General features: G+C 71.9%; 15 protein-coding genes and 1 tRNA gene. 3 read left to right on the plus strand and 13 right to left on the minus strand.

The features are described from left to right. The first annotated feature begins 182 nt into the window (after positions 1-182). A tRNA-Cys gene (locus tag ACFV20_RS13105) sits at positions 183-254 on the plus strand. Positions 255-598: 344 nt separating this feature from the next. On the opposite strand, the gene ACFV20_RS13110 is transcribed toward ACFV20_RS13105, so the two are convergent. The 3 genes from ACFV20_RS13110 to ACFV20_RS13120 all read right to left on the minus strand — a co-directional run bounded on the left by ACFV20_RS13110 (position 599) and on the right by ACFV20_RS13120 (position 2,556). Further along, positions 599-985, minus strand: coding sequence for a hypothetical protein (locus ACFV20_RS13110; protein WP_385655689.1), 387 nt, complete (start codon positions 983-985; stop codon positions 599-601). Next, on the minus strand, positions 982-1,509 hold the full coding sequence (locus tag ACFV20_RS13115) for a hypothetical protein (RefSeq protein WP_385655691.1): 528 nt from the start codon (positions 1,507-1,509) through the stop codon (positions 982-984). The genes ACFV20_RS13110 and ACFV20_RS13115 overlap by 4 nt, the downstream gene beginning before the upstream one ends. A gap of 558 nt (positions 1,510-2,067) precedes the next feature. Beyond that, on the minus strand, positions 2,068-2,556 hold the full coding sequence (locus ACFV20_RS13120; RefSeq protein ID WP_385655693.1) for a DUF6083 domain-containing protein: 489 nt from the start codon (positions 2,554-2,556) through the stop codon (positions 2,068-2,070). Between the two features lie 218 nt (positions 2,557-2,774). On the opposite strand from ACFV20_RS13120, the gene ACFV20_RS13125 reads away from it, so the two are divergent. Then, the gene (locus ACFV20_RS13125; RefSeq protein ID WP_385655695.1) at positions 2,775-4,037 is read left to right on the plus strand and encodes an LPXTG cell wall anchor domain-containing protein; all 1,263 of its coding nucleotides are present in this window, start codon (positions 2,775-2,777) and stop codon (positions 4,035-4,037) included. Positions 4,038-4,047: 10 nt separating this feature from the next. On the opposite strand, the gene ACFV20_RS13130 is transcribed toward ACFV20_RS13125, so the two are convergent. The 10 genes from ACFV20_RS13130 to ACFV20_RS13175 form a co-directional block, all read right to left on the minus strand. Further along, positions 4,048-5,214 carry an SUKH-4 family immunity protein gene (locus tag ACFV20_RS13130; protein ID WP_385655697.1) on the minus strand — a complete coding sequence of 389 codons (1,167 nt, stop codon included), beginning with the start codon at positions 5,212-5,214 and terminating at the stop codon, positions 4,048-4,050. A 384-nt stretch (positions 5,215-5,598) separates the two neighbouring features. Further along, complete coding sequence (locus ACFV20_RS13135) at positions 5,599-7,917, minus strand: xanthine dehydrogenase family protein molybdopterin-binding subunit (protein WP_385655699.1); 2,319 nt, start codon at positions 7,915-7,917, stop codon at positions 5,599-5,601. After that, positions 7,914-10,304, minus strand: a complete 2,391-nt coding sequence (locus tag ACFV20_RS13140; RefSeq protein ID WP_385655701.1) for a 2Fe-2S iron-sulfur cluster-binding protein — start codon at positions 10,302-10,304, stop codon at positions 7,914-7,916. The genes ACFV20_RS13135 and ACFV20_RS13140 overlap by 4 nt, the downstream gene beginning before the upstream one ends. Then, the gene (locus tag ACFV20_RS13145; RefSeq protein ID WP_385655703.1) at positions 10,301-11,194 is read right to left on the minus strand and encodes an FAD binding domain-containing protein; all 894 of its coding nucleotides are present in this window, start codon (positions 11,192-11,194) and stop codon (positions 10,301-10,303) included. Before ACFV20_RS13145 ends, ACFV20_RS13140 begins: the two co-directional genes overlap by 4 nt. Positions 11,195-11,453: 259 nt before the next feature. Further along, positions 11,454-13,076 carry a beta-N-acetylhexosaminidase gene (locus ACFV20_RS13150; protein WP_385655705.1) on the minus strand — a complete coding sequence of 541 codons (1,623 nt, stop codon included), beginning with the start codon at positions 13,074-13,076 and terminating at the stop codon, positions 11,454-11,456. 1 nt (position 13,077) lies between these two features. Further along, a complete protein-coding gene (locus tag ACFV20_RS13155) occupies positions 13,078-13,923 on the minus strand; it encodes a carbohydrate ABC transporter permease (protein ID WP_385655706.1) in 846 nt (281 codons plus the stop codon). Beyond that, positions 13,920-14,867 (minus strand): carbohydrate ABC transporter permease, encoded by a 948-nt coding sequence (locus ACFV20_RS13160; RefSeq protein ID WP_385655732.1) that lies wholly within the window; start codon positions 14,865-14,867, stop codon positions 13,920-13,922. The genes ACFV20_RS13155 and ACFV20_RS13160 overlap by 4 nt, the downstream gene beginning before the upstream one ends. Positions 14,868-14,923: 56 nt before the next feature. After that, on the minus strand, positions 14,924-16,222 hold the full coding sequence (locus tag ACFV20_RS13165; protein WP_385655708.1) for an extracellular solute-binding protein: 1,299 nt from the start codon (positions 16,220-16,222) through the stop codon (positions 14,924-14,926). A gap of 211 nt (positions 16,223-16,433) precedes the next feature. Next, positions 16,434-16,709: a DUF3039 domain-containing protein gene (locus ACFV20_RS13170; protein ID WP_385655710.1), complete on the minus strand. Its 276-nt coding sequence runs from the start codon at positions 16,707-16,709 to the stop codon at positions 16,434-16,436. Positions 16,710-16,738: 29 nt separating this feature from the next. After that, positions 16,739-17,311 (minus strand): YqgE/AlgH family protein, encoded by a 573-nt coding sequence (locus ACFV20_RS13175; RefSeq protein ID WP_234845602.1) that lies wholly within the window; start codon positions 17,309-17,311, stop codon positions 16,739-16,741. A 252-nt stretch (positions 17,312-17,563) separates the two neighbouring features. Between ACFV20_RS13175 and murA the strand changes: the two genes are divergently transcribed. Beyond that, positions 17,564-18,904, plus strand: a complete 1,341-nt coding sequence (murA, locus tag ACFV20_RS13180) for a UDP-N-acetylglucosamine 1-carboxyvinyltransferase (RefSeq protein WP_053669836.1) — start codon at positions 17,564-17,566, stop codon at positions 18,902-18,904. The last annotated feature ends 78 nt before the right edge of the window (positions 18,905-18,982 follow it).

Consider the following 18,982-nt stretch of genomic DNA (forward strand, 5'->3'; position numbering starts at 1 on the left):
CTTGAAGAGCCCTCCGAGGGCCTCGTACGGTCAACTCACCGAGTTCGACATCCAGTCCGAACAAGGCCGTGTGCCCGAGTGGTTCAGGGGCTCGCCTGCGCTGCGTCCATCAGCGCGCTCCGCTCGCGGGGAGTCACGCGGGTCCGCACCCCTCCACGGCAGTGCGTGTCGATTTCGGTCAAGGCCGTGTGCCCGAGCGGTTCAGGGGCTCGCCTGCAAAGCGAGTTACGCGGGTTCGAATCCCGCCACGGCCTCTACCTGTCTGACCAGGCAAAACAAAAGGGCGGCACCTTCCGAGGGTGCCGCCCTCTTGCTCGTCCGTCTCAGTTGGGGCGTGGGACGGCATCATTGCCCTGCAATGACTCGCTCACAGCATCAATCAGGTCGCTGTGCGCACGTCCGAGTGTGTACCTCTGCTGCTCCTCACGAGCCCGCCACTCAGCCCTGGTTTCCTCCGTCGCCGTACGGAGATGGACAGCGCCGGACGCACCCGAGTAGCGCCCTGAGCAGCGCCGACAAACCTGCAAACAGTGTGTGGCCCTTCCGCCACAGACGACAGTAGGGCCCGTCACATGGCCAACCTTGCCTGTTCCGCGTCTCAGGGCAATGCTTGTTGGAGATCGGCGAGGACGGTGTGTGCCAGTTCGGCCGTCCCGCTGGCGGCACCCGTAGCGGCACCTGCTGCTATTGGAGCCAGCACAACTTGGATCCGCCCGAGTAGCCGACGTAACCGCCCCACATCCGGCTCAGGCTGCGTTGCCTCCTCCAAAGCAGCTTCGGCGTCCTGACGTACTGCTGCCTCCCCTTCAGCATCAAGCTTGAGGCTCTCCAGTGCTTCCAAGACCGAGTTCACCGACCTGGCAAGACGGTCGCTCAGGCCGCCGTCAGCTGTCACATATTGCAGCTGTGACACATCCTGATTGCCGATCGCAATCTGACTTCCGTGTATGGACCCGTGGAACTGAGGGCCGCCCGTACCCGTCATACCCCAGCTCCCGACCCGAGTCCCGGCGAGTGCCCGGGCTTTCGTGGCTCCCATCCCATGCGAGCGCGGATCTGCGTAATGGCCGAGTGGACCCGTGCCATATTGATTGGAGTCTGATTCAGCTCAAACTGAAGCTCTGCTACTGCCTGACGGATAGCCTGCTGAGCATCGGTGTCCAATCCCAACTGATCGAGCCGGGACAGCAGATCGCCGAGCGCGAGTAGCAGCTCCTTGCGGCAGAGTGCTTCGGCACTGATGAGCTCCTCATTTGGTTCCCTCACCATGTCCGACGGCAGGGTCCTCCATACCGGCTCGCTGGGCAAGGGACTTCCCCCTGACCGAGAATCACCCTCCGGTTGTCGAGGCGGTTGGGCCGTGCTCGCCTGATGCGACTCGGACAGTCCTTTCATCATGGTCTGAGTCACTGTGCCACTGTTGATCGCCAACTGACTGTTAGTGATCTCGCCGAGGAAGAACAGCATGTAGTTATCCGGTGCAGCGACGCGTGAGAGCTCAGCCGCCATGGACAACGCATCTGTGTCGAGAGCAGGCTCTGCGATGGGCTGTGAGGCCGTCTGAGCTTCGACGTCCGTCGTCTGTTGCTCCGGCGCGGGAGTCGTAGGCATCCGCTGCTCCGGCGCGGGAGTCGTAGGCGTCCGCTGCTCCGGCGCGGGAGTCGTAGGCGTCCGCTGCTCCGGCGCGGGAGTCGTAGGCGTCCGCTGCTCCGGCGTAGCCACCTTAGACGACCGCCTGACTGTCCACGATGTCTCCGACTTTGCTTTGTACTCCCCGCTTGCCATGTAACCCCCCATAGTCCTGGCACTCATAACAAGGTAGCGAACGAAACTTGGCGACCGGTGTCGTGTGGGGCTGGTGCGTCGTCGTTCTCTTAGCCGTCTCAGTTTCCGTCTCGTTCGTCCCCGTGCGCCAACGTCCGCATCCGTTCAACCAGTCCCAGCGATCGCAGTGTCGGTACGGCGTTGAACACCCGCGGACACATCCGAATCAGGCCCTGAGCAGCCCGGACCAACCTGCAAAGCGAGTTACGCGGGTTCGAATCCCGCCACGGCCTCCAGTTCAGCTCAGCCGGCGTCGGGGAGGGCTGTCGGGGCCGGGTTTTCGTCGGACTTCTGCCGGGCCCTGGTCGCGTTGTCCTCGCGCAGGGCGTCCAGCCAGCGCCAGAGGCCCGCCTCCCCGGGGCTCAGACCGGGGCAGGCGATCCGGTGCGGGACGCGGCACACGGCACCGGGTTCGGGCTCGTCCTCGCGGCTGTTCCACGCCGTGCCGTTGGAGTCCACGTACCAGCGGTGCCAGACCGGCACCATGTGCGCGGGGGCCCACGTGTCCGGTTCGAGGAGGACATGCGTGCCGTAGTAGGTGACGTGCCGTTCGCCGACCAGGCCGCAGTCGGGGCACTCGGGTGGGGCGGGTGGCTCCGGGCCGGTGGCGCCTTCCAGTGCCGCCTGGGCGCGGTCCGTCTTCTCCCAGGGGCGCGGCGCGTCCGGTGGGCGCTGCCGGTGTCCGTCGGGGTCGGGTAACGGGATGATGCTCGATGCGTCTGTGTCCCCCATAGTCCGAGCATGTGCGGGGGTCGGGGAGCGGGGAAGGGCGCGTTCAGGGCGCAGCGGGGCAATACGGCCGATGTCGCGGCTCGTCGTGGTCCTGGCGGGGTTCGTCGGCCCGCCCGCGGGACGTCCCGCACAACCCCGCGTGCCTCTCAGGTGTCCAGGACATGACCGGTGGCTGATGCTCCGGTCCGTCCACCCCCTGTTTCGACGAGGAGAACCCCGTGCACCTCCGCCCCTCGGCGGCCGTTCTGGCCGCCGTCGTGCTCGCCGTCGCCGGTCCCGCCGTCGCCGCGCCCCTGGCGCACGCCGATGAGGGTGCGCCCCAGTTGGTCGTGTCGGCCCTGCCGTCCGCGGCTCCCCAGCCCGGGGACCTCTACGACAAGTCCGTCACCCTCACCAACAAGGGCACGGCCGCTGTGGACGGCGTCACCTTCCGGGTGCGTCTGACGCGCGGGCTGGACTTCCCCGAGCAGGTGAAGGGCTGTACCTACTCGACCGTCAAGGACCAGGTCCGGCAGGCGGTCTGTGAGCTCGACACCGTCATCGAGCCCGGCGCCTCGGTCACGGCCCCCGTGCGGTTCAAGGCTCGGGACAACGCCCTGATGGAGGCCGTCGAGTACGGCACCGGCGCCACCGGTGACGCCCCGGGCGAGGGCTTCGACGACAGCTACCGGCGGCTCACCCTGACCGCGGACAGCACCGCCGATCTCGTCGCCGTCGGTGAGGAGATGGAGGCGCTGGCCGGCGGGGAGCAGTCGGTCACGGCGACCCTGCGCAACGACGGCCCGGGCTGGGTGCAGAACCAGGAGAGCGACGACCTCCCCGGCCTGCTGGTGCAGATCCCGCCGGGCACCGTCGCCGTGAAGGTGCCGAAGGACTGCGCGCCGTTCGGCGTCGACGGGCCGAGCGCGCCGCAGGGCACCACCGGCAAGCCGAAGTACGTGTGCTGGCCGCAGGACGGGACCCTCGACGTCGGCCAGTCCCTGCTGTACACCTTCACCCTGAAGATCAAGAAGTCCACGCAGGACACCGAGGGCGAGATCAAGGCGTCGTCCGTCTACGACATCACCCCCGCGTACGACAGGAACCGCGCCAACAACATGTCCTCGGTCGGCATCGACGTGCCGAGCGACTACGAGCCCGAGCCGAGCCCCTCGGACGGCACCGACGGTGGTTCCGGCAACGGCGGCGACGGCAACGACCCCGAGGGCCAGGCCGTCGGCGGCACGGGCGCCACGGCCTCCCCCTCCGCCCCCGCGTCGGACTCGGCGGGCACCACGGCCGGTGGCTCCACCGGCACCTCGAACGGCGGCACCACCGGGGGCAGCCTCGCCACGACCGGCTCCGACGGCACTCCGCTCCTCGCCGGTGCCGCGGCGGCCGCCGCGGTGATCGGTGGCGGTCTGGTGTTCGCCGTGCGCCGCCGCAGGGCCGCAGGATCCGCCGGGTCGGTCGGGTCGGTCGGGTCGGTCGGATCCGTCTGACGGCAGCCCGTCAGAGCACCCCGCCGGCCTCGTCCTGGAAGGCGTCCGTCCAGTAGTGGCGGACGGTTCTGTCCGGGGTGACGCCGGTGGGGTCCACCGTCGAGAGCACCTGGAGCATCGTCATGGCCAGCTGGTCGTAGGTGTCGGTGGTCAGCTCGTGGGACGACCGGGCGTCTATCGCGCGCTCGCGGTGCAGGAGCCAGAGGGTGAAGGCGAGGGTCGACACGTCCGTGTTGAGCGGGTACAGGGTCGCCTCGGGTTCGCTCCAGTTGAGGACGGCGCCCGTCGCGCCGTCGACGACCAGGCTGTTGTCCTCGACGAGGTGGCCGAGGCGGATCAGGCGGTGGGCGCCGCCCGGCAGTTCCGCCGGGGTGTCGGTGTCGGCGTAGTACTCGGCGAGCGTCGCCAGGGGGACGTCGGTGTCCAGGGAGAAGACATGGGCGTCCTCCGGCAGGCCGACCTCGCGCAGGAAACGGCGGGTCGGTTCGTGCGTGAGGGTCGCCGGGAAGTCGACGTCCTCGAAGCGCGCCACCTTGCCGGGGCCGAACTCCTGGTCCAGGAGGCGGTGCGGGAGGTCCAGGGAGAGGCCGGACGCGCCGCCGCGGCCCGCCACCAGGGACAGCGGGCGGATCAGCGCCGCCATCTTCCAGAACGGGGCCGGTTCGCCGTCCGCCCCGTCGCGGAACACCGCCAGCAGGTGCTGGGAGGCCTCCGCCACCGCCTTGGGGCCGTACCGGCCCGCGTACGACGCGAACTGGCCGCGCAGTCCTGCCAGTTCGTCCGTGGCCTCGGCGAAGCGGACCAGCGTCCGCAGCGAGGGGGCCAGGGGGCGGCGGTCCATCAGGTCGGGACGGTCGTGCAGCACGTAGGCCGTCGAGACCTCGCCCGTCGCGCCGTCCAGCAGGACCGACTCCGTCTCCAGGCCGCCCGGGCCCAGCAAGCCGCCGATGACCAACTGCTCGCGCAGCTCGGCCGGGAGGCAGTCGTCCGGGTCGGCGGTCGAGTCGGCCACCGTGCGCAGGCCGTCGCGGCTCAGCTCGGCGAAGCTCAGCACGCCGCTGTCGGCGGGCAGTCCGGGTCCGGTCAGCCAGTGCCGCGTGGACGCGTGCGTCACCCACGGGTCCAGGTCGGACTCGGCCAGGGTGATCACCGCGCAACCGGCGTCGGTCGTACTCATGGGCTCCCCCGCATGTGCTCGCTCCCCGTCCCCCGGCGGGGCACGGCCGAATCGCCCGGCCCAGCCCGGCAGCCGTTCCCCACTGCCCAGAACAGTACGCCCCACCACTGACAACGCCCCGGACCGGCGACGCGCGCCCGGCGACACGGCGCGCTCACCTCATAAGACGCTCGGAGGACCCTCTCGCGTTCCCTTGTCGCGTGCCCAACTCCCGTTTTCAACCAACGGGCTTGGGACACCGCGCCCCGGAGGTCACCCCCAGGGCGTCAGGCATCGACCTCGAACGTCAAAGCGCGAGCGCCAGACGTCAGGCAGCACGCACCAGGCAGCACTCCTCACGCATCAGGCAGCACTCATCACGCGCCACGAGACGCGAGCCCGGTCTCAGCCCCGTTCCGTGACCACCGCCGCCTGGGGGCGGATCGGGAGGCGGTTCACGGGGCGGCCCGTCGCGGCGCGGACGGCGGACGCGACGGCCGCCGGGGACGCCACCACCGGCACCGCGCTGACCGCCTTGGCCCCGAAGGGCGCGACCACGTCCCGTTCCTCGACCAGCCGGACGATGCGGATGTCGGGGGCGTCGAGCGCGGTCGGCAGGGCGTAACCGGTCAGGTCGGGGTGGCGGATCAGGCCGCGCGGCGTGCGGAGGTTCTCGGTGAGCGCGATGCCGACGCCCTGGGTCAGCCCCGCCTCGATCCGGGCGGTGAGCTGGGCGGGGTTCAGGATCCGGCCCACGTCCTGGGCGACGGCCAGTTCCACGACCCGTACGGACCCGATCTCGATGTCGACGTCCACCACCGCGCGGATCGCGCAGAAGGCCATGCCCACGAAGGCGTCGCCCTGGCCGGTCTCGTCCAGCGGCTCGGTCGGGTGCGGGCGGCACTGCGCCGTGGCCCACAGCTCCTTGCCGTCCAGCGCCTCGGTGACGGTCGTGGAGAGGACACCGTCGTACGACGTGATCTTGCCGTCGGTGATCTGGAGCAGCTCCGTCGACATGCCGAACTTGTGCGCGAGCGGCTGCAGGAGCTGCGTGCGGACCATCTTCGCCGCGCGCTCCACCGCCCCGCCCGAGACCCAGGTGTGGCGGCCGCGGCAGCCCGCGCCCGCCGGGGGCTGGTCGGTGTCGACCGGCGCCACGTGGACCTCGTCGATGCCGAGGGTCTCCTGGACGATCTGCCGGGCCAGCGTCGTGAAGCCCTGGCCGGTCTCGACGGCCGCGCACAGCACCGTGGCGACCCCGTCGTGGACCTTCACGGTCGCCGTGGAGACCTCGTCCGCGCCCTCCGCGCCGAGCATGTGCACCATGCCCACGCCGTAGCCCACGCCCCGGCGCACCGCGCCCGGCTCCCCCGCGCCCTCGGGTCCGCCGGGCAGCAGCCACTCGTCCTCGGGTGTGTCCTTGGGCAGCGGCGGCAGCTCGAAGTCCCGCACGGCCTGGAGGAGTTCGGCGACCGGCGCCGGGCAGGTCACGGTCTGGCCGGTCGGCAGCACGTCGCCGGTGGCCAGGGCGTTGCGCAGCCGCACCTCGGCCGGGTCGAGGCCGAGCTTGCGGGCGATCTTGTCCATCTGCGCCTCGTAGGCGGCGCAGACCTGCATGGCGCCTTCGCCGCGCACGTGGCCGGAGGGGGGGTTGTTGGTGCGGACGGCCCAGCCCTCGATGAAGGCGTTCGGGACGACGTACGGGCCGCAGGCGAACGCGACGGCGGCGGCCAGGGCCTCGGAGGAGGTGTCGGCGTAGGCGCCCGCGTCGAGCAGGATCTGCGCCTCGACCTTGACGAGTCTGCCCTCGCCGTCGGCGTGGTGGCGGTAGCGCAGCAGGGTGGGGTGCCGGTGGACGTGGCCGAGGAACGACTCCTCGCGCGTGGCGGTGAGTTTCACCGGGCAGCCGGTGCGCAGCGCGAGCAGGCCGAGCGGGAGCTGGAAGCCCTGGTCCTCGCGGTCGGCGGTGGCGCCGGGGACGCCGGTGACGACGATCTTGACGCGTTCGGGTTCGAGGCCGAAGGCCGCTGCGGCGGCGTCGCGGTCGGCGTGCGGGTCGGTGGAGGCGAGGTACAGCTCCACTCCGCCGTCCGGGCGCGGTACGGCCAGGCCCGCCTCGGCGCCGATGGGCGCGGGGTCCTGGCGGCCGATGCGGTACAGGCCCTCGACGACGATCTCGCCGGCGGCCTCCGGGTCGCCGTGGCGCAGCGGGATGTGCCGGATCAGGTTGCCGTCGGGGTGCAGCGGCTCGGCCTCGAAGGCCTGTTCCGGGTCGGTCACCGGGTCGAGCACCTCGTACTCGACGATGACGGCGGCCGCCGCCATGCGCGCGGTGTCGGGGTGGTCGGCGGCGACGGCGGCGATGGGCTCGCCGTGGTGGCGTACGACCTCGGAGGCGAAGACCGGGCGGTCGGCCGTGCCGCGGCCGTGCAGCGCCCTGCCGGGCACGTCCTCGTGGGTGATGACGGCGCGGACGCCGGGCATCTCCCGCGCGTGGGTGGTGTCGATGGACAGGACGCGCGCGTGCGGGTGCGGTGAGCGCAGCACGGCGGCCCACAGCAGGCCCTCGGCCCACAGGTCGGCCGCGTACGGGAAGGTGCCCTCCGTCTTGGCGCGGGCGTCGGCGGGCGGGAGCGAGGCGCCGATGCCGTGCGGGAGCGGTTCCGGGGCGGGGACGGCCTCCGCGGCCTGTGCGGCCTGGGCGGTGGCTGCTTCGTTGCTCACGCGGGGCCTCCGTCCTGGCCGTAGGGCTGGTCGTGCGCTTCAGGGGAGTGCGGTCCGTGGGTGTGCGGTCCGTGGGAGTGCGGTCCGTGGGTGTGCGGTTCCGGGGGTGCACCGAAGGCCGACGGGTTCACGCCACCGGCGCCCGGGCCCGCCTGGTGCGGGATGCGGGCCTCGTCGGTGTCGCCGTCGCCGGGCGCGGAGTGGGTCTCGCGCTCGGCGACGACCTCCTTGACGGCGTCCACCACGCCCCGGTAGCCCGAGCAGCGGCACAGGTTGCCGCACAGCGCCTGCCGGGTCTCCAGTTCGGTGGGCGCCGGGTTGCCCTCCAGCAGGTCGTGCACGGTCATCGCCATGCCGGGGATGCAGAAGCCGCACTGCACGGCGCCGCAGCGGGCGAGCGCCCGCTGCACGTCCGACGGCCGGCCGTCCTCGGCGAGGCCTTCGACGGTCCGGACCTCGCTTCCCGCGGCGGTGACGGCCGGGACCAGGCAGGACGCCACGAGCCGCCCGTCGACCTGGACGTTGCACGCGCCGCACTCGCCCTGTGAGCAGCCGTCCTTGGCGCCCGCGAGGCCGAGCCGCTCACGCAGCACGTACAGCAGGGACTCGCCGATCCACGCGTCGCCGACGGGGCGGTCGGTGCCGTTGACGCGCAGGACGTAGGAGGCGAGGGGGTGTTCCTCCTGGGGGGCGGTGCCGGCCGCGGTCTCCGGCGTGCCGGAGGGGTGGACCGCCGGGTCCTCGTCCGGGGCACGGTCGCCCTCGCCCCGGGCCCCGCCGTCGGGGGTCTCCTGGGCGTGGGCGGCATCGGTGTCGGCGTCCGCCTCGGCCTCGGACGGCAGGGGCCCGCCGACGGGCTCGGAGGGGCCGTCAGCGGCCTCCGGGGCCCCTGCTGCGTCCGCGGAGTCCTCACCGTCGCCGGGAGCCGCCTGTGAGGCGTCAGGGGCGTCCTGCGGGAGCGCGGCGGCTTCCGGCCGGTCGCCGGGCAGGGGTTCCCCGGGGAACTCGCCGGGGGCCTCCCCGTAGTGCGGCTGCTCGGGCGCGTGGGCCGCGGGCGGCGGGTGACCGGCGAGGCCGGACGGTTCGGTGCCGTGCCCGGGGCCTTCGGCGGACTCCGGCGCGTGGTCGGCGTACTCGGCGGGCTCCGGCGCGTGGCCGGCGTACTCGGTGGACTCCGGGGCGTGGTCGGCGTACTCGGCGGGCTCCGGCGCGTGGCCGGGTGCTTCGGGCTGCTCCGGGCCGGGGGCGGCGTACTCGGGCTGCTCCGGGCCGTGAGCGGCGAAGTCGGCCCGCTGCTCCGGCCGGTGGTCGTACTCGGCGGGTTCGGCCCGGCGGTCGTACTCGGCGGGCTCCGCCCCACGGTCGTACCGGGCGGGCTCCGTCCCCTGCTCGTGATCGGCGCGCTGTGCTCCGTGCGCGTGCTCGGCGGGACCCGGCCCGTGGTCGTACTCGGGTTCCGGCCGGTGGCCGGCGAAACCGGACGGGTCCGCCGTGTGGCCGGCCGCCCCGGGCTCCTCCGACGCGTAGGCCGACGGTGCGGCCGGACCCACGTCGGTCCGCTGCCCGTGCGCCTGCCCCGGGTCGTGCTCGGGCCCGTGCGCCTGCCCCGGGTCGTGCCCGGGCCCGGGCTCGTGGGGGTGGCCCGGGTGGGGCTCCTCCGGTCCGGCCGGGTCCTGCTGCCCCCACGGCCGGCCCGCGGCCTGCGTCGCCCAGGGCGCGGGCGCACCCCCGGGCAGGGTGGCCGGAGGGGTGCCGCCCCACTGCTCGACCAGCGAGGACGTGGTGAATTCGCCTGACTCGTCCGGAAGGTCGCCCCCGGCGACGGGGATCGACCACTGCCCGGTCACGTCATGGCCGGGCGCGGCCTCGGCCGCCGCCGCGGTCTCCTCGAAGTTCCACTGGCCGGTCACCCCGGAGTCGTACGTGAACCGGTCGTCCCCGCCGTGCTGCCGCGCCGTCGCGTCGGAGCCGTAGGGGACCTGGGGGTCGTACGGCGCCCCGGGGCCGCCGTAGGACTGCTCGGGCACGTCGTGGCCCTGCTGGTGGGTGCCGTGCTCGGGGCCGTGCTGCCGGTGGGTGCCGTGCTGCTGGTGTGCGGCGTTGGGGTCGTGCCACTGCGCCCCGTCGACCGGCGCGCCGGGCGCCGGCCAGGCGCCGGTGGCCGCCGGGTCGGTTCCGGCCGTCGTCGCGGGGCCGACCGTTATCTGCGGCGGCACGTAGCCGTGGCCGGGCGCGGCGAGGGGGCTGTCGGCGGCCAGCAGGGCGTCGACGCCACCCTCGGGCAGTTCGACGAAGGCGGTGGCGCCGTCGTCGTACTCGCCCTGGGGCAGCGGGTCCCAGCGGCTGCCGCCCCTGGGCGTGCCCTCTCCGTGCTGGTCGTCGGTCACGACAGCGCCCTCCCCAGTGCTCGTCGGGCCAGCGCGGCGACGGTGCGCCGCAGGTGCAGTACGGCGGGCGGCAGCTGCGGCACCGAGCCGTCCTCGGCCGGCGCCGCGTCGGGGATGCAGGCCGCGGCGACGTACTCACCGAAGGCGTTCAACGCCTCCGGGACGAGCGCGCGGTTGTTGTCCCAGTCGATGAGGCCGGCGACCCACTGCTCCGCCTCCAGGGGCCGCAGCGGCATCGGCGCTATGGCGCCGACCGCGCAGCGCACGCCCCGGCGGGCGGGGTCCAGCACCAGGGCCACGGACGCGACCGCGCGCCCCGGGCCGGTCCGGCCGGTCGCCTTCAGGAACACCTGCGGGGCGTGCAGCAGCGGCACGCGCACGAAGCCGATGAGTTCACCGGCGCGCAGCATGTCCATCCCGGCGAGCAGGTGGGAGACGGGAATCTCCCGGCGGGCTCCGCCCGGGCCCGCGATGATCAGGGTCGCCTCCAGGGCGGCCAGCACCGGCAGCGCGTCGCCGGTGGGGGCGGCCGAGGCGATGTTGCCGCCCAGGGTGCCCGCGTTGCGGATGTGCGGGGGGCCGGCCGCGCGCGCGGCGGCGGCGAGCGCCGGGATGAGGGCCGCGAAGTCGGGGCGGCCCATGCGCGCGTGCGTGAGGCCCGCGCCGAGCAGCGCGTGGCCGTCCAGGTACTGCCAGCCGCGGATCTCGCTGATCCGGCCGAGCCCCACCAGGGCGGCGGGCCTGAGCTGCCCGGAGTTGACGGCGGCCATCAGATCGGTGCCACCCGCGACGGGTACGGCGGCGGGCACGGCGGTGAGCGCCGCGACGGCCTCGTCCAGCGTCGTGGGCAGCGTGACGGCCTGCGCCGCCTGCGGTGCGTGCGTGGTCAAACCGGCTGCCCCTTCCCGCTGCCCCACCTGGTCCCACCTGTGCTGCCGTACGGTACGTGCTGACAGGGCGGACGTGGCAACTCTGGCACATCTTGGCGAGAGCCGAAGACACGGGTCCACTAGGAGGCATTCGCCCACCTCACCGGCGAGATGGCCCGTTTTCGCACAGGTTCACCAGTGCATGCCGATTTCCACTTTCGGTGACCCTTGTGCGCTTTTTCCGTGGCCTGTTCGAGCTGTTCGGTCCCGGCGCCCCGCCCTACCGGTTCGGCGGCGGGCCCTCGGCCGGGCGGCCGAGCACCCCGGGGCGTCGCTGCCAGGGCAGCGGGCCCGCGGGCGGCCGGTAGGCCACCCCCAGGGCGTCCAGGCGCCGGTAGTGGGCGGTCATACGGCGCTCGAAGCCGGCGAAGTCCCGGTCCGCCGGGGCGGGCAGGGCGCTCCAGGCGACCTCGGCGAAGGCTGCGAGGCGGGGGAAGGCCTGGTAGTCCACGCGCGCCTGGTCCTCCATCACCTCGGTCCACAGGTTGGCCTGCGTGCCCAGCACGTGCCGGGCCTCCCCGGGCGTCAACTCCGGGGGAACGGGTTCGAACCGGTAGACGTCCTCCAGGGTGCGCACCCACCCGATCGGTACCGGCTCCTCGGGGCCCGGGTCCTGACGGTGGTCCAGGTACACGTGCTGCTCGGGGCACATGACGACGTCGTGGCCGGCCCGGGCGGCGGCGATGCCCCCGGCGTAGCCGCGCCAGGACGACACGGCCGCTCCCTCGGCCAGGCCGCCCTCCAGGATCTCGTCCCAGCCGATCAGCCGCCGCCCGCGCGCCGCGAGCCAGGTGTCGAAGTGCCCGATGAACCAGGACTGGAGGGCGTCCTCGTCGGCGAGCCCGAGTTCCCTGATGCGCGCCTGGGCCGTCTCCGAGTGCCGCCACTGTTCCTTGGGGCATTCGTCGCCGCCGATGTGCACGAACTCCGAGGGGAACAGCCGGAGCACTTCCTCGAGGACGCCCTCGTAGAAGCGCAGGGTGTGGTCGGTGGGGGCGAGGACGTTGGGGTTGATTCCCCAGGTGTCCCAGACGGAGAGGGAGGACGTGTCGACGACGTCGGTGTTGCCGAGTTCCGGGTAGGCGGCGATGGCGGCCTGTGAGTGGCCCGGTACGTCGATTTCGGGGACGACGGTGATATGCCGGTCGGCCGCGTAGGCGACGATCTCCCGGATGTCGTCCTGGGTGTAGTAGCCGCCGTGCGGCTTGTCCTCCCACAGGGGCGAGGCGCGGTGGCCGGTTTTCGTGCGGGCCCGCCAGGAGCCGATCGCGGTCAGCCGCGGATGCCGCTCGATCTCGATGCGCCAGCCCTGGTCGTCCGTCAGATGGAAGTGGAAGACGTTGAGTTTGTGCGCCGCCATCAGATCGAGGTAACGCAGCACGCCTTCCTTGGGCATGAAGTGCCGTGCGACGTCGAGCATCAGGCCGCGCCAGCGGAATCGGGGGGCGTCCTCGATCGTCAGATGCGGCACGCTCCAGGCGCGGTCGCGGTCGAGCGGGGCCCTGCGGTACGCGTCGGGGCCGAGGAGCTGGCGCAGGGTCTGCGCGCCCCAGAAGACACCGGCAGCGCTGCCGCCCTCGATGCGGACGCCGGACCCGTCGCTGACGAGCCGGTACTCCTCGGGGCCGAGCCCGGGGGCGAGGCGCAGCCCGATGCCGCCCTCGGCGTCGTCGGGCTCCCGTCCCTCGCGTAGCGGCAGGCCGGTGGCCTGCCGCAGGGCCGCGCCCAGCCAGTGGGCGACGCCCTCGGTCGCGGTGTCGGCGCAGAGCCGGGAGTGGCGCGTCAGCCGCACCTCGCCGGTTCCGGCGGTGGCACCGCGGGGCGCCGGGATCAGTTCGGTCACGTCAGTCCTTCACCGCTCCGCCCAGTCCGGAGGCCAGGCGCCGCTGTACGAGTACGAAGAAGACCAGGACCGGGATCGTCATGACGGTGGAGGCGGCCATGACTCCGCCCCAGTCGGGGTCGTCGGGCTTGTAGAAGACGAGCAGGGCCATCGGCAGCGTCGACTGCGAGGTGTCGCTGATGATGAACGACTTGGCGAACAGGAAGTCGTTCCAGGCGGAGATGAACGAAAACACGCTGGTGGCCACGAGCCCCGGCAGGACGAGCGGGAAAAGGATCTGCCAGAGGAATCGCGCCCGGGTCGCCCCGTCGATGTACGCGGCCTCCTCCAGCGCCTCCGGAACGGCTTTCACGAACCCCCGCAGCATCCAGATCGCGAAGGGCAGCGAGAAGGCGATGTGGGGCAGGATCAGCGAGCCCAGTGTGTTCAGCTGACCGGCGTCCCGCATGAGGAAGAACAGGGGGATCGTGAGGGCTTCCACGGGCACCATCTGGGCGATCAGAAACATGACCAGAAGGCTGGTGCGGAGGCGGAAGCGGAATCGTGTGACGGCGGTCGCGGCGAGAAACGCGATCAGCCCGGAGGCGATCACGACACAGCCCGCCACGACGAGGCTGTTGAGGAAGTAGCGGCCGAATTCCTGCTGCCCGAAGACGCGCCGGAAGGAATCCAGGGAGGGCGCGAGCGTCCAGGGCCGGGCTTCGCTCGACTTGATCTCCCCCGCCGGTTTGAAGGCGCTGAGCACCATCCAGTACAGGGGGAAGGCGACGACGACCGCGACCAGCAGGGCGGAGGCCTCGGCGGCCACGCGGCCGGGGCGGCGTACGAGGGCGCGCAGCGGATTCACAGTTCCTCCCCCTGCCTGCGCAGCAGCCGCAGGTACACGAGCGTGACGGCGAGCAGGATCAGCAGCATCACGATCCCGACGGCGGAGCCGAGGCCGTACTGCGAGGACGCGAAGGCCTGCTGGTAGGCGTAGACGTTCAGGACGAGGTTCTGGCCGGCGATGCCGCCGCCGTTCGTCATGACGTAGATCTGGGTGAAGACCTTGAAGTCCCAGATGACCGACTGGATGGTGACGACGACCAGGATCGGCCGGAGCATCGGGGCGAGCACGGAGCGCCAGATGCGCCACTGCGAGGCGCCGTCGAGGGCGGCGGCCTCCAGCACCTCGCCGGGTACGGCACGGATCCCCGCGTAGACGGTCACCATCACGAACGGGAAGGAACACCAGACCACTTCGAGCAGCACCAGGAGGAAGGCGCTGAACCGGCCGTAGGTCCACGAGTGGTCGCCGAGGCCCAGCATGCGGTTGACCGGGCCGAAGTCCGGGTCGAAGAGGAACAGCCACACCGTGGAGCCGGTGACGGCCGGGGTCGCCCACGCGCCCAGGGCGGCCAGCATCAGCGCGAGCCGGGGCACGGCCCGCACGCGCGTGAGGAGCACGGCCAGCGCGCAGCCGACGGCGAGTGTGGAGACGACGCAGGCCGCCGCGAACAGCACGGTGGCGAGCAGCACCTGCCAGAACTGCGGGTCCCCGAACAGGACGCCGTAGTTCCCGAAGCCCTCGAAGGTGGCCGGCTCCCCTCCGCTGACCTGCGCCTGGGTGTACGCGAAGAAGGAGATCAGCCCGAGCTGGTAGATCGGGTAGACGAGCAGCCCCCCGAGCACCAGGAGGGCGGGCGCGAGATACAGCCAGGGCGTCCAGCCGCCCCTGCCGCGGGCGGCGGGCCGCGTGGAGCGCCCGCCTCGCGCGCCCTCGGCCTCGTTCGGTGGCCGGGGCACGGTCACGGCCGCCGCGGTGGCGGCCCCGGGGGTCTTCACGGCACCGCGGTCGTTCACGGGGCTCACCCGGCGGAGCCGAACGCGGAGTTCATCTTCTTCGCGGCGTCCTCGGAGGCCTGGGCGACGTCCTTCTTACCGCTGATGACCTCCTGGAACATCGTCGGCAGGACGAGGGAGGAGTCGATCTGCGCCCAGGCGGGCGAGGCGGGCACGAACTCGGTGCCCGCGGAGAGGGTCCGCACGAAGGGCTTCACGAACGGCTCCCGCCGCGCGGCCTGCTGCCGGACGTCGGTGAAGGTCGGCAGGAAGCCCATGGCGTCGAAGAGTTCGCCCTGCGTCTTCTTCGAGGCGAGCCGCTCCATCAGCCGGACGGCGAGCGTGCGGTGGGTCGTGCTCTTCAGGACGCCGATGTTGTTGCCGCCCGCGAAGGCCGGGGCGATCGAGCCGGCCTTCACCCCCGGCAGGGGGACGACGGCGTACTTGCCCTTGACCTTCCCGGCCTCGACGGCGGTGTGGCTGAAGTCGCCGCCGATCGCCATGCCCGCCTTCCCCGCGGCGAACGCGGAGACGGTGTCGTTGCCGCCCATGCCCGCGCACGTGGCGGCCGGGCAGTTGTGGTCGCCGAAGAGGGACGTGTACGCCTTGATGCCCTTGCGGGCCTGCGGGCTGTCGATGCCGGACGCGTAGGATCCGCCCTTGCCGCCGGCGAGGGCACCGCCGTGGGCCCAGACGAACGGCAGTGCGCCGTAGGTGTAGGCGCCGCCGACCACCAGGCCGTACAGCTCGGGCCGGGCGGCGCGGATCTCGCGGGCGGTGGAGGCGAGTTCGTCCATCGTCCGCGGGACGGGCAGCCCGAGCTCCTCGAACACGTCCGTGCGGTAGTACAGGGCGCGGACACCCACGTAGAACGGGGCGCCGTAGAGCTTGCCGTCGACCGTCACGGACTGTCTGGCCGTCGGGTCGGTGTCCTTCGCCTCGTTCCAGTCGCCGAACTCCCGCGTGACGTCGAGGAGTCCGCCGTCCTTCACATAGCCGGCCGTGTCGGTGTTGCCGTACTCCATCACGTCGGGAGCGGAGTCGGGGTCGTTGAAGGCGGCCTTGACGCGCTGGGCGCGGGTGTCGACCGGGATGTACTCGACGTCGACCTCGGTGCCCTCGTGTGCCTTCTCGAAGTCGGCGACGACACGGTCGACGACCTTCTCCTTGGGGGCGTTGCCGACCTCCCGGAAGAGCCACACGCGCAGGGTGCCGGTCTTCTCGTCCTTGTCGGAGGAGGAGTTCGAGGAGGTCTGGGGGGCGCAGGCGGTGGCGAGCAGGGCGGCGAGCGCGGCGAGCCCGGCGGTACGGACGGACAGCTTCATGGAGTGCTCCTCCGAGAGGGCGTTGCAACATGCGCAATGACAGTTTCGCTGTGCACAACACATCGGAGGCTAGGGACTTCATGAACACGCCCACAAGAGGTCTCTACCACTCTGTGACCGACAGGCGCACCCTGTGCAACGCCCGGACAGCACAAAAGCCCCCAGGGCGCGCGAAACGCACCCTGGGGGCTTCACACCCCGCAGGCCGGACCTACTGGTCGCCCTTGCCGTCGTCCCCGGAGCCCATGGACTCGTAGATCTCCTTGCACATGGGACACACGGGGTACTTCTTCGGGTCGCGGCCCGGTACCCAGACCTTGCCGCACAGCGCCACGACGGGGGTGCCGTCGAGGGCGCTCGCCATGATCTTGTCCTTCTGGACGTAATGGGCGAAGCGCTCGTGGTCACCGTCGCCGTGGGAGGTCTGCGGCGTCGGCTCGACGAGGGTCCCCGTACCAGTCCCGCGCTCGGGCTCGAGAGTGCTCATACGGCCAAGGGTACTGAAGCTCACACGCATCAGTTGAGCGAAGGGTCGTCCGGATACGTCGCCACCATCGCCAGCTCGTTGCGCTGGCGGCGCAGCACCTCGCGCCAGAGCCGCTCGGGAGACGGGCACGAGACGTCGCCGGGCTCCGACTCGACCACGTACCACGCGCCGTCCACCAGCTCGTCCTCCAGCTGCCCCGGGCCCCAGCCGGCGTACCCGGCGAAGATGCGCAGGGAGCCGAGGGCCGAGGCCAGCAGCTCGGGCGGGGCCTCCAGATCGACCAGACCGATCGCACCGTGCACCCGCCGCCAGCCCAGCGGGGCGGCTTCCCCGGCCGCACCACCGGGGACGACGGCGACACCGAGGGCCGAGTCGAGTGAGACCGGGCCGCCCTGGAACACCACGCCGGGCTCACCGGCGAGATCCCCCCAGCCCTCCAGGATGTCGCCCACGTCCACCGGGGTGGGGCGGTTGAGGACGACGCCGAGCGAGCCCTCCTCGTCGTGGTCGAGGAGCAGCACCACCGCACGGTCGAAGTTCGGGTCCGCCAGGGCGGGGGTGGCCACGAGCAACCGCCCTGTGAGCGAGGACACCTCGGTCATGGCAGACATGATCCCGCATTCTCCCCGCCCGTGGGGAGGCAATGGGGCACGGAGAGGGAACGCAGCTCAGGGCGCGAGGAAGCGTCCCGTGCGCGCGAAACCGGCCGTGACCCCATGTGGCCGCCACGGAACGGTTCGTGTTGTGACAGAGCTATGACGTGGCTGGGTCCGACTCAGGCATACAGAAGGGGGGTGGAGGGCGATTACCCTTTCCCTCCTGGCCCCTGCCCGACTCCATGGAACGCGAGATTCATGACCGTCAACGACGATGTCCTGCTTGTCCACGGCGGAACCCCGCTGGAGGGCGAGATCCGTGTCCGCGGTGCGAAGAACCTCGTACCCAAGGCCATGGTCGCAGCGCTGCTGGGCAGCGCTCCGAGCCGGCTGCGCAATGTTCCGGACATCCGCGACGTCCGAGTCGTGCGGGGTCTGCTCCAGCTGCACGGCGTGACGGTCCGTCCGGGTGACGAGCCCGGCGAACTGGTGATGGACCCGACCCGCGTGGAGAGCGCGAACGTCGCTGACATCGATGCCCACGCCGGTTCGAGCCGTATCCCGATCCTCTTCTGCGGCCCTCTGCTGCACCGCCTCGGCCACGCGTTCATCCCCGGCCTCGGCGGCTGTGACATCGGCGGCCGGCCCATCGACTTCCACTTCGAGGTGCTGCGGCAGTTCGGCGCGAAGATCGAGAAGCGGGAGGACGGTCAGTACCTGGAGGCGCCCCGGCGGCTGCGCGGTACGAAGATCGCGCTGCCGTACCCGTCCGTCGGCGCGACCGAGCAGGTGCTGCTGACGGCCGTGCTCGCCGAGGGCGTCACGGAGCTGTCCAACGCGGCCGTCGAGCCGGAGATCGAGGACCTCATCTGCGTGCTGCAGAAGATGGGCGCGATCATCGCGATGGACACCGACCGGACGATCCGCATCACCGGTGTGGACCAGCTCGGCGGCTACAACCACCGCGCCCTCCCGGACCGCCTGGAAGCCGCGTCCTGGGCGTCGGCGGCGCTGGCGACCGAGGGCAACATCTACGTCCGCGGCGCCCAGCAGCGCTCGATGATGACGTTCCTGAACACCTACCGGAAGGTGGGCGGGGCGTTCGAGATCGACGACGAGGGCATCCGCTTCTGGCACCCCGGCGGCCAGCTGAAGTCCATCGCGCTGGAGACGGACGTCCACCCGGGCTTCCAGACCGACTGGCAGCAGCCGCTGGTCGTCGCCCTGACCCAGGCCACGGGCCTGTCCATCATCCACGAGACGGTCTACGAGTCCCGGCTCGGCTTCACGTCCGCGCTGAACCAGATGGGCGCGCACATCCAGCTCTACCGCGAGTGCCTGGGCGGCTCGAACTGCCGCTTCGGCCAGCGCAACTTCCTGCACTCGGCCGTCGTCTCGGGCCCGACCAAGCTCCAGGGCGCGGACCTGGTCATCCCCGACCTCCGCGGCGGCTTCTCGTACCTGATCGCGGCCCTGGCGGCCCAGGGCACGTCCCGCGTCCACGGCATCGGCCTGATCAACCGCGGCTACGAGAACTTCATGGAGAAGCTCGTGGAGCTCGGCGCGAAGGTCGAGCTGCCGGGCAAGGCGCTCGGGTAGCCGGCAGCCGGTACATACGCCGATGGGGCGGTCACCCTGATCAGGGTGACCGCCCCATCGGCGTTTGTGCTGTGCGCC

Origin of the sequence: Streptomyces sp. NPDC059696, assembly GCF_042733745.1 — a bacterium.
Lineage (GTDB): Bacteria > Actinomycetota > Actinomycetes > Streptomycetales > Streptomycetaceae > Streptomyces.